This is a genomic window from Streptomyces calidiresistens (assembly GCF_014141525.1).
GTDB classification, from domain to species: Bacteria; Actinomycetota; Actinomycetes; order Streptomycetales; family Streptomycetaceae; genus Streptomyces; species Streptomyces calidiresistens.
On the sequence record NZ_VKHS01000232.1, the window covers coordinates 1 to 6800 of the forward strand.

Annotated in this window: 6 protein-coding genes, 1 tRNA gene and 2 pseudogenes; 4 read left to right on the forward strand and 5 right to left on the reverse strand. The window is 71.4% G+C overall.

Translation table 11 applies throughout. The features are described 5' to 3' along the window. Window positions 1-536 (forward strand): hypothetical protein (locus FOE67_RS11840; protein WP_182663367.1); only part of this gene is annotated, 536 nt, incomplete at its 5' end. 219 nt (window positions 537-755) lie between these two features. Next, window positions 756-1610: pseudogene (locus tag FOE67_RS29225) on the forward strand (site-specific integrase); the annotation flags it as partial. On the opposite strand, the gene FOE67_RS11855 reads toward FOE67_RS29225, so the two are convergent. Then, on the reverse strand, window positions 1605-2036 hold the full coding sequence (locus FOE67_RS11855; protein WP_228473795.1) for a winged helix-turn-helix transcriptional regulator: 432 nt from the start codon (window positions 2034-2036) through the stop codon (window positions 1605-1607). The pseudogene FOE67_RS29225 and the gene FOE67_RS11855 overlap by 6 nt on opposite strands. Before the next feature lie 107 nt (window positions 2037-2143). Between FOE67_RS11855 and FOE67_RS11860 the strand changes: the two genes are divergently transcribed. Both FOE67_RS11860 and FOE67_RS11865 read left to right on the forward strand, forming a co-directional pair. Further along, window positions 2144-2980 carry an enoyl-CoA hydratase/isomerase family protein gene (locus FOE67_RS11860; RefSeq protein ID WP_182663369.1) on the forward strand — a complete coding sequence of 279 codons (837 nt, stop codon included), beginning with the start codon at window positions 2144-2146 and terminating at the stop codon, window positions 2978-2980. 339 nt (window positions 2981-3319) lie between these two features. Continuing rightward, window positions 3320-4327 carry an NADPH:quinone reductase gene (locus FOE67_RS11865; RefSeq protein WP_182663372.1) on the forward strand — a complete coding sequence of 336 codons (1008 nt, stop codon included), beginning with the start codon at window positions 3320-3322 and terminating at the stop codon, window positions 4325-4327. Between the two features lie 164 nt (window positions 4328-4491). On the opposite strand, the pseudogene FOE67_RS11870 reads toward FOE67_RS11865, so the two are convergent. The 4 genes and pseudogenes from FOE67_RS11870 to FOE67_RS30940 all read right to left on the reverse strand — a co-directional run. Beyond that, a pseudogene (locus tag FOE67_RS11870) lies at window positions 4492-4908 on the reverse strand (DUF4158 domain-containing protein); the annotation flags it as partial. A 225-nt stretch (window positions 4909-5133) separates the two neighbouring features. Then, window positions 5134-5209 (reverse strand) — tRNA-Gly (locus FOE67_RS11875). A gap of 64 nt (window positions 5210-5273) precedes the next feature. Then, complete coding sequence (locus FOE67_RS11880; protein WP_182663374.1) at window positions 5274-5903, reverse strand: response regulator transcription factor; 630 nt, start codon at window positions 5901-5903, stop codon at window positions 5274-5276. Continuing rightward, on the reverse strand, window positions 5900-6800 hold a 901-nt coding region (locus FOE67_RS30940), incomplete at its 5' end, for a sensor histidine kinase (protein WP_228473797.1). The genes FOE67_RS30940 and FOE67_RS11880, both read right to left, overlap by 4 nt.

The following is a 6800-nucleotide window of genomic DNA, read 5'->3' on the forward strand; positions in this document are numbered from 1 at the left end:
AGATATGTATAAGAGACAGGGCCACCGGTCCCGGCATGGTGGCTGTCGGACTCGGCGGCATGCTGCTCGGCATCGCACTCACCGGCGGCCCGCCGGGGGATCGCCTCCTCGTCGCGCCGCAGGGTGCCGACCGCGTCGCGGTCGAACCGCGGACCGGCACGGAGGGCAAGGGGAACCCGGGACACGTCGAACGCCACGGGCCCCGGGGACACGGAACGGCCGTGCCCGCCCGGGACGCCGCCGACACCGTCGAGTACCGCCTCGCGGTCCTCGACCACGGTGAGGGTCTCGCACCCGACGATCCGATCGTTCCCGACTACGCGCGGGCCCTGGACTGCCTGGAGCCGATGTGCGTGGAGGACCGGGAGGGACTGGGCGACGCGGTGACGGGCGCGCTGGGTGTTCTCGCGGTGGAGGGAACCGATTCCACGGCGGAGGAGATGCTGTGGGCGCTCAACCGGGTGGTCATGGACGAACTCGCCCCGATGAACTGTGCCGAACTCGCCGCCGCCCTGGTGGTCCTCATGTCGGCATGAGTCGGGGGTCGGGGAACATCGGAACGGAAACCGGCGCCAAGCCCTTGTCGTCCCTGGTGGGTGGCTGACGGGACGTCGGTCGCGGGGTCGGTGTGAAGTTGTTCCACGGATAACGCCCTGTTATCCGCGGGAGCTCGATTCGTCCCCTGCGGTGACGTTCTCCGGGCCGTACGTGAAGCGGCCCCGTTGTCCGTGGCAAGGGGGAACAAGGGGGAAGTGGTGCCCATCGTCGTGCACCTGTCGGCCGGGAAGGCGTTGACCGTCCGCGCGGCAGCAGATGCCCTCCTCGACTCGCTCCGCAACCCGAACACCGTTCGCAGCCACGGGGCCGGGGTCGGCAGGACCGCCGAGCGGATCGGGGAAGCCCGCCCGCTCGGGTCGGTCGCGGACGACGAGATCGGCGAGGCCCTGGAACTGCTGTGGGGCAGCGCGGCGGTCAACACCTGGAACGCCCGCCGGGCGGCGGTGCCGGCCGGGCTGGTGCGCGGAGTACGGCTACGACGGTCCGGCGATCCCGGCCCGGACGAAGCGGCCGGGCGGTGCCGGACCCGGAGACCCCGGCCCGCTCGAGGATGGCCGTGGACCGGCTCATCGCCCGGCGCGAGGTGCACCTGCGGGAGAAGACGCCGTGGCGGATGCTCCACGAGACCTGCGCCCGAGCGGAGGAGATCCTCGGCGTGAACATCGAGGATCCGGACCTCGCCGCCCGCCGCCCGCCGCTGCCCGGTCAAGGCCGAGGGTGCCCGGAGCAAGGCCCGCCGGCGCGGGCGGGCGCGGGAGGACTTCGTGCCGGAGACCGTCTACCGGGACGCGGGCACGGCCCGGCTCCTGCCCCGGCTGCTCAAGGGCCGTACCCGGGGCCCGGTGTTCGTCACCCAGCGCCGCCCCGGGCCGGGGAAGGTCGTCAGCCCGCGCGACGTGTGCCCGGACACCGGCCCGGCCCGCCTCTCCCACGGCCGGGCCCGCGCCCTCCTCGATGAGCACACTGCCGTACGCGGGCCGGGGACCGGCTGGGACCTGCACGGGTACCGCCATTCCGGACCGACCGGGTTGGGTGTGCAGGGCGCCTCACTCCATCCGACCGGCCACGCCCGCCCGAGAGACTGTCTGCTGTCCCGATGACCGCGCGTCGTATTCGAGCTGTGCCGCCAGGACCTGGTCGCTGTGCTCGACCGTCCAGTCGTACAGACGGGCGAAGGGTTCACGGAAAGACTCGCCGAGGTGTGTGAGGGAGTACTCCACGCCAATGGGGGAGGTCTGGAGCACCTGGCGTTGGATCAGGCCGTTGCGTTCGAGTTTGCGCAGCGTCTGGGTCAGTACCCGCTGTGTGACGCCCTCCAGTTGTCGCTTGATCTCATTGAACCGCGTCGGTTGCTCCAGGACCGCCAGGACCATCATGGACCACTTGTCGGCGATCTGGTCGAGGATGGGCCGGCTCGGGCACTCGGCACTGAAACGCGGCATGCTGCGGGGCGGCAGGGACGTGGGGCTGGTATCCATCATGATCCTTGGTTGTCGAAAAGTGCGTTATTGACCGTCTTCGGCGCAGAGCCCAGGGTGGGTATGCATTGCAAACCTACTGGCTCATCGCAAACCTTGGAACGCTCATGAAGCTGAACTCGTACACGACGCTCCGCGTCGCCATCGACGCCGGAGTCGCGTGGATCACCCTGGACAACCCCCCTGTCAATGTGCTGAGCGGAACCCTGATCCGGGAGCTGCACGATGTCCTCGGGACGCTGCGGGATGATCGCTCGGTCCGCGTCATTGTGTTCTCCAGCGCCAATCCCGAGTTCTTCATCGCCCACGTCGACATCCACATCCTCGATGAGATGGACGAATTGCAGGGGATCGCGGACCGTAACCCGGACGCCAATCTCTTCCAGGGCGTCGGCGAGCTGCTGCGTCACCAGCCGCAGGTGACGATCGTCAAACTGGCGGGCAAGGCGCGCGCCGGCGGCGCCGAGTTCGTCGCGGCGGCCGACATGACGTTCGCCGCGCGCGAGAGCGCGGGTATCGGGCAGAGCGAGGTACTGATGGGCATCGTGCCGGGCGGTGGGGGCACGCAGTACCTGCGCGAGCGGGTAGGACGCAACCGGGCGCTGGAGCTGCTGCTCACCGGCGATCTGGTGGATGCGGACACCGCGGCCGCCTACGGGTGGATCAACCGTGCCGTGCCCGCGGCCGAACTGGACGCGTTCGTTGACGGGGTGGTGGAGAAGATTGCCGCGCTTTCCCCGGAGCTCATCGCCGCCGCCAAGCAATTGGTTCCTCCAGCGGACCTGACCGCCGGTCTGCGAGCGGAGAACGACGCGTGGGCCGAGCTGGTGAGCGGGGCTCTGCCTCCACGGCTCATGGCAGGAGCCCTGGAGCAGGGTGCGCAGACCCCTGAGGGCGAGCGTGATCTGGAGTCGGTCATGCGAAGCGTCGCCGCCGGTCTGTAAAGCGAGAGGCACGAGCCGGGAAGCCCGTGGACGGAGTCCGCCCGTGCCCGACGAGCGGCATGCCGGAGACACGTTCCGTCCACCCCGGCTCAGCCGGTGTCCCGCCGGCACCCGGCGGTGCGCGAGGCCCGGATGCCGGCCACAGCACGTGGCCGGCGCGGCCACACCTGCTGATGGTCGGTGGCACGTTCGATCCGTCTCAACCGGCCGTTTCAAGAGGCGGCGATCCCGCCGCCACCGAATCACACCACGACATGGTGAAGGACCATCCGTGGTGACGTGCGCGTTCCCCGGGCAGGTGCCGTGGGTCGCGCCGCACTCAAGAGGAGAGATGAACCAATGAGGGCAGCCTTCTACGACACGCCCGGTCCCGCCAAGAGCGTGCTGCGGGTGCTGGACGTCGAGCGCCCCGAGCCCGGCCCCGGCCAGGTCCGCATCCGCGTCGCGCTCTCTGCGATCAACCCGGGCGACATGTTCATGCGACTGAACTCCACCCCGCAGGATTTCCAGCGGGTCGGCGAGTACACCGGCCGCATCCCGCACCAGGACGGCACCGGCACGATCGACGCGGTCGGCGCGGGCGTCGACCCGGGCCGGATCGGTGAACGTGTGTGGATCTGGATGGCCGGCGCCGGCCACCCGTGGGGGACCGCGGCCGAATGGACCGTCGTGCCGTCCGAGCAGGCCGTCGCGCTGCCGGACGGGATCTCCGACGAACTCGGCGCCTGCCTCGGCATCCCGGCGATGACCGCGCACTGGTGCCTGCACGCCGACGGCTCGCCCCGCGACCGCACCGTACTCGTCGCGGCCGGTGCGGGCGCCGTCGGGCACTACGCGATCGAACTCGGCCGGATCGCGGGCGCACGGGTCGTGACGACGGTCAGTGGCCCGGAAAAGGCCGCTCTGGCCAGGGCCGCGGGCGCGGATCTCGTCGTGAACTACCGCGACGCCGATGCCGCCCGGCAGATTCTCGACGGAGCCGGGCCCGTCGACCGGATCATCGAGGTGTCGCTGAACGACAACCTCGAACTGGACCTGGCCGTCGCCGGCCCGGGCGCGACCATCGTGACCTACGCGGCACAGCCCGACGACCCGACCCTGCCGGTCTTCCGGCTCATGTGGTCCAACCTGGTGCTGCGGTTCGCACTGTTCCTCACCGAACCACGGGAAGCGCTGCTGCGCGCCGCCACAGAGATCACCGCGGCTCTGCGTGAGGGCGACCTCACGCCACTGCCGATGCACTCCTTCGGCCTCGACGACGTGGTGCTCGCACACGAGGCCGTCGAGAACGGCCTCATCGGAAAGGCTGTACTCGACCTGCGCTGCTCGCCCGGAGAACTCATGTGAGGTCAACGCAAGGCTGTGATGTCCGTACACGCCCCCGCCCCGGCCCCACAGTGAACGAACCTGCCCAGCCATCACTTTCCGTCACCGACCAAGGGGTGTAGCACAGCCACGCACACGCCGCCGGGGAAGTGGACCCGCCCACTTCCCCGGCGGCGGCGCAAGCGGCCCTCACCCCTCGTCCGGGCCCGCGCGTCCACCCACTCCCGCAGCTCGCCCTCCGACTCGGCGAACTCCCGGTACTCCGGCACCCGCCGCAGCTCACGTACGTGCTCCAGCCGGGTGTTCTCCCGCTCGCCGTACGCCTCGAGCACCGACGGGTCCCCGATGTCCGGCTGCTCGGCGGGGTGGACCACGACCTCCGGCGGCACGTCGGCCGGGTCGTCCGGGAACACCCCGAGATACCGCGCGGTCGTGAGCCGGGCCGCGAAACCCGGACGGTTGTGCGCCCGTCCCTCGGACTCGATCAGCTCCCGGTCCGCGTCGTCCGGGAAGAAGAACCGCTCCAACTCCGTACGGGACGGCGCCCCGCGATACGCCGCCTACGCGGCAGCCCGCTCCTCCGTCGACAACCCGACCGGCACCCCGGACCTCCAGAACAGTCGATCACCACGACTGCCGAAGGTTCGGCCACCACAGAAGCCCGGGCCAAAGCCCTCACGGAGGCCGGAAGGGCTGAGCGCCGGTTTCCGTTCCGATGTTCCTCGAGCCCCGAGTCCGCCCGGCCGGGTGAACACCGCCCGGGCAACCCCGGAAACGACGAACGCCCCACCGGGGTGGGGCGTTTCGGGGACTCCGCGGAGTCGATGTGGAGCGGACGACCGGGCTCGAACCGGCGACCTCAACCTTGGCAAGGTTGCGCTCTACCAACTGAGCTACGTCCGCCTGCGCCACCGAATCCTACCCCATGCGAAGTCGCCGGGGGCTCCTCGGTGCCGTGCGCGGTCCATCATAGCCATCCCCGCTCGCGGGCGATGCGCACCGCCGCGTGCCGGTTCTCGGCGTGCAGCTTGGCCGCCGCCGAGGAGAGGTAGTTGCGCACCGTCCCCGGTGCCAGCGAGGCCCGCTCGGCGATCTCCGCCACGGGGGCGCCGTCCGCCGCCAACTCCAGCAGCTCGGCCTCCCGGGCGGTCAGCGGCGAGTCGCCCGAGCTGATCGCGTCGGCGGCCAACTCCGGATCCACGTACCGCTGTCCCGACCGGACGGTGCGGATGATCTCCGCCAGCCGCTGGGCCGAGACGGTTTTGGGCACGAACCCCCGCACCCCCGCCGCCAGCGCCCGCTTCAGGTGACCGGGCCGGCCGTGGCCGGTCACGATCATCGTGCGGCACCCCGGCAGTTCCTCCCGCAGGCGTGTGGCCACTTTCACACCGTCGGCCCCCGGCATCTGGAGGTCCAGGACCGCCACGTCCGGGCGGTGCGCCATCGCCATGGCGAGCGCCTCGGGTCCGGTCGCGGCCTCGGCGACCACCGTCAGGTCCTCCTCCAGCGCGAGGAGGGCGGCCAGCGCGCCCCGGATCAGGTGCTCGTCGTCGGCGAGCAGCACCCGGATGGGGGCGGCGGGATCGGTCGATGTCATGCCTCGCTCCTCTGCTCCGGTTCCCCGTGGACGTCCCCGTCGTCGTGCCGACCGCGCACACCCCGGGTGCCGGGGCCGCCGGATGTCGCGGGGCCCTCCGGCGGCTCCTCCGCCGGCACCGCCCCGGCCGGGACCCGGGCCACCAGGCGCCACCCGTCCCCGGTGCCGTTCGGGCCCGCCTCCAGGGTGCCGCCCAGGGGGGCCAGCCGCTCGCGCAGGCCGCGCAGGCCCGAGCCCCGGTCCCCGCCCCCCTCCGGGCGGACGGTCACCCCGTCGTTGCCCACCTCCAGTTCGACCGTGCCGTCCCGGCGTCCGCGCACCGCGATGACGCAACGGGCGGCCTCGGCGTGCCGCAGCACGTTGGTGGTGCCCTCCCGCACCACCCATCCCAGCGCGGCCCCGACGGCGTCGGAGAGCTCCGGCATCCGGCGCGGGTCGGCCGGCTCGATCCGGCACTCCGTTCCCGCCGCCTCCAGCACCCCGCGCGCGCCGGCCAGTTCGGCGAACAGGTCGGCGTCGCGGTAGCCGCGCAGGACGGCCCGCATCTCCCGCTGCGACTCCCGGGCGATCCGTTCGACCTCGATCATCTGGTCCACCGCCGCGTCGGCGCCGCGCCGGGCCAGCTGGGCGGCCAACTCGCTCTTGAGGGCGATCACCGACAGGTTGCGGCCCAGCACGTCGTGCATGTCCCGGCCGAACCGCAGCCGTTCCTCGGCGACCGCCAGCCGGGCCCTGGTCTCCCGGGACGCCTCCAGCTCGTCGACCACCCGCAGCGACCACGCCGAGGTCCGGTAGGTGAAGCCGAAGAAGGAGGCGCAGAACACGGCGGTGAGGAGCAACTGGAACAGCGTCCCCTGTCTCTTATACACAGCTGACGCTGCCGACGAAGCTGCAAGT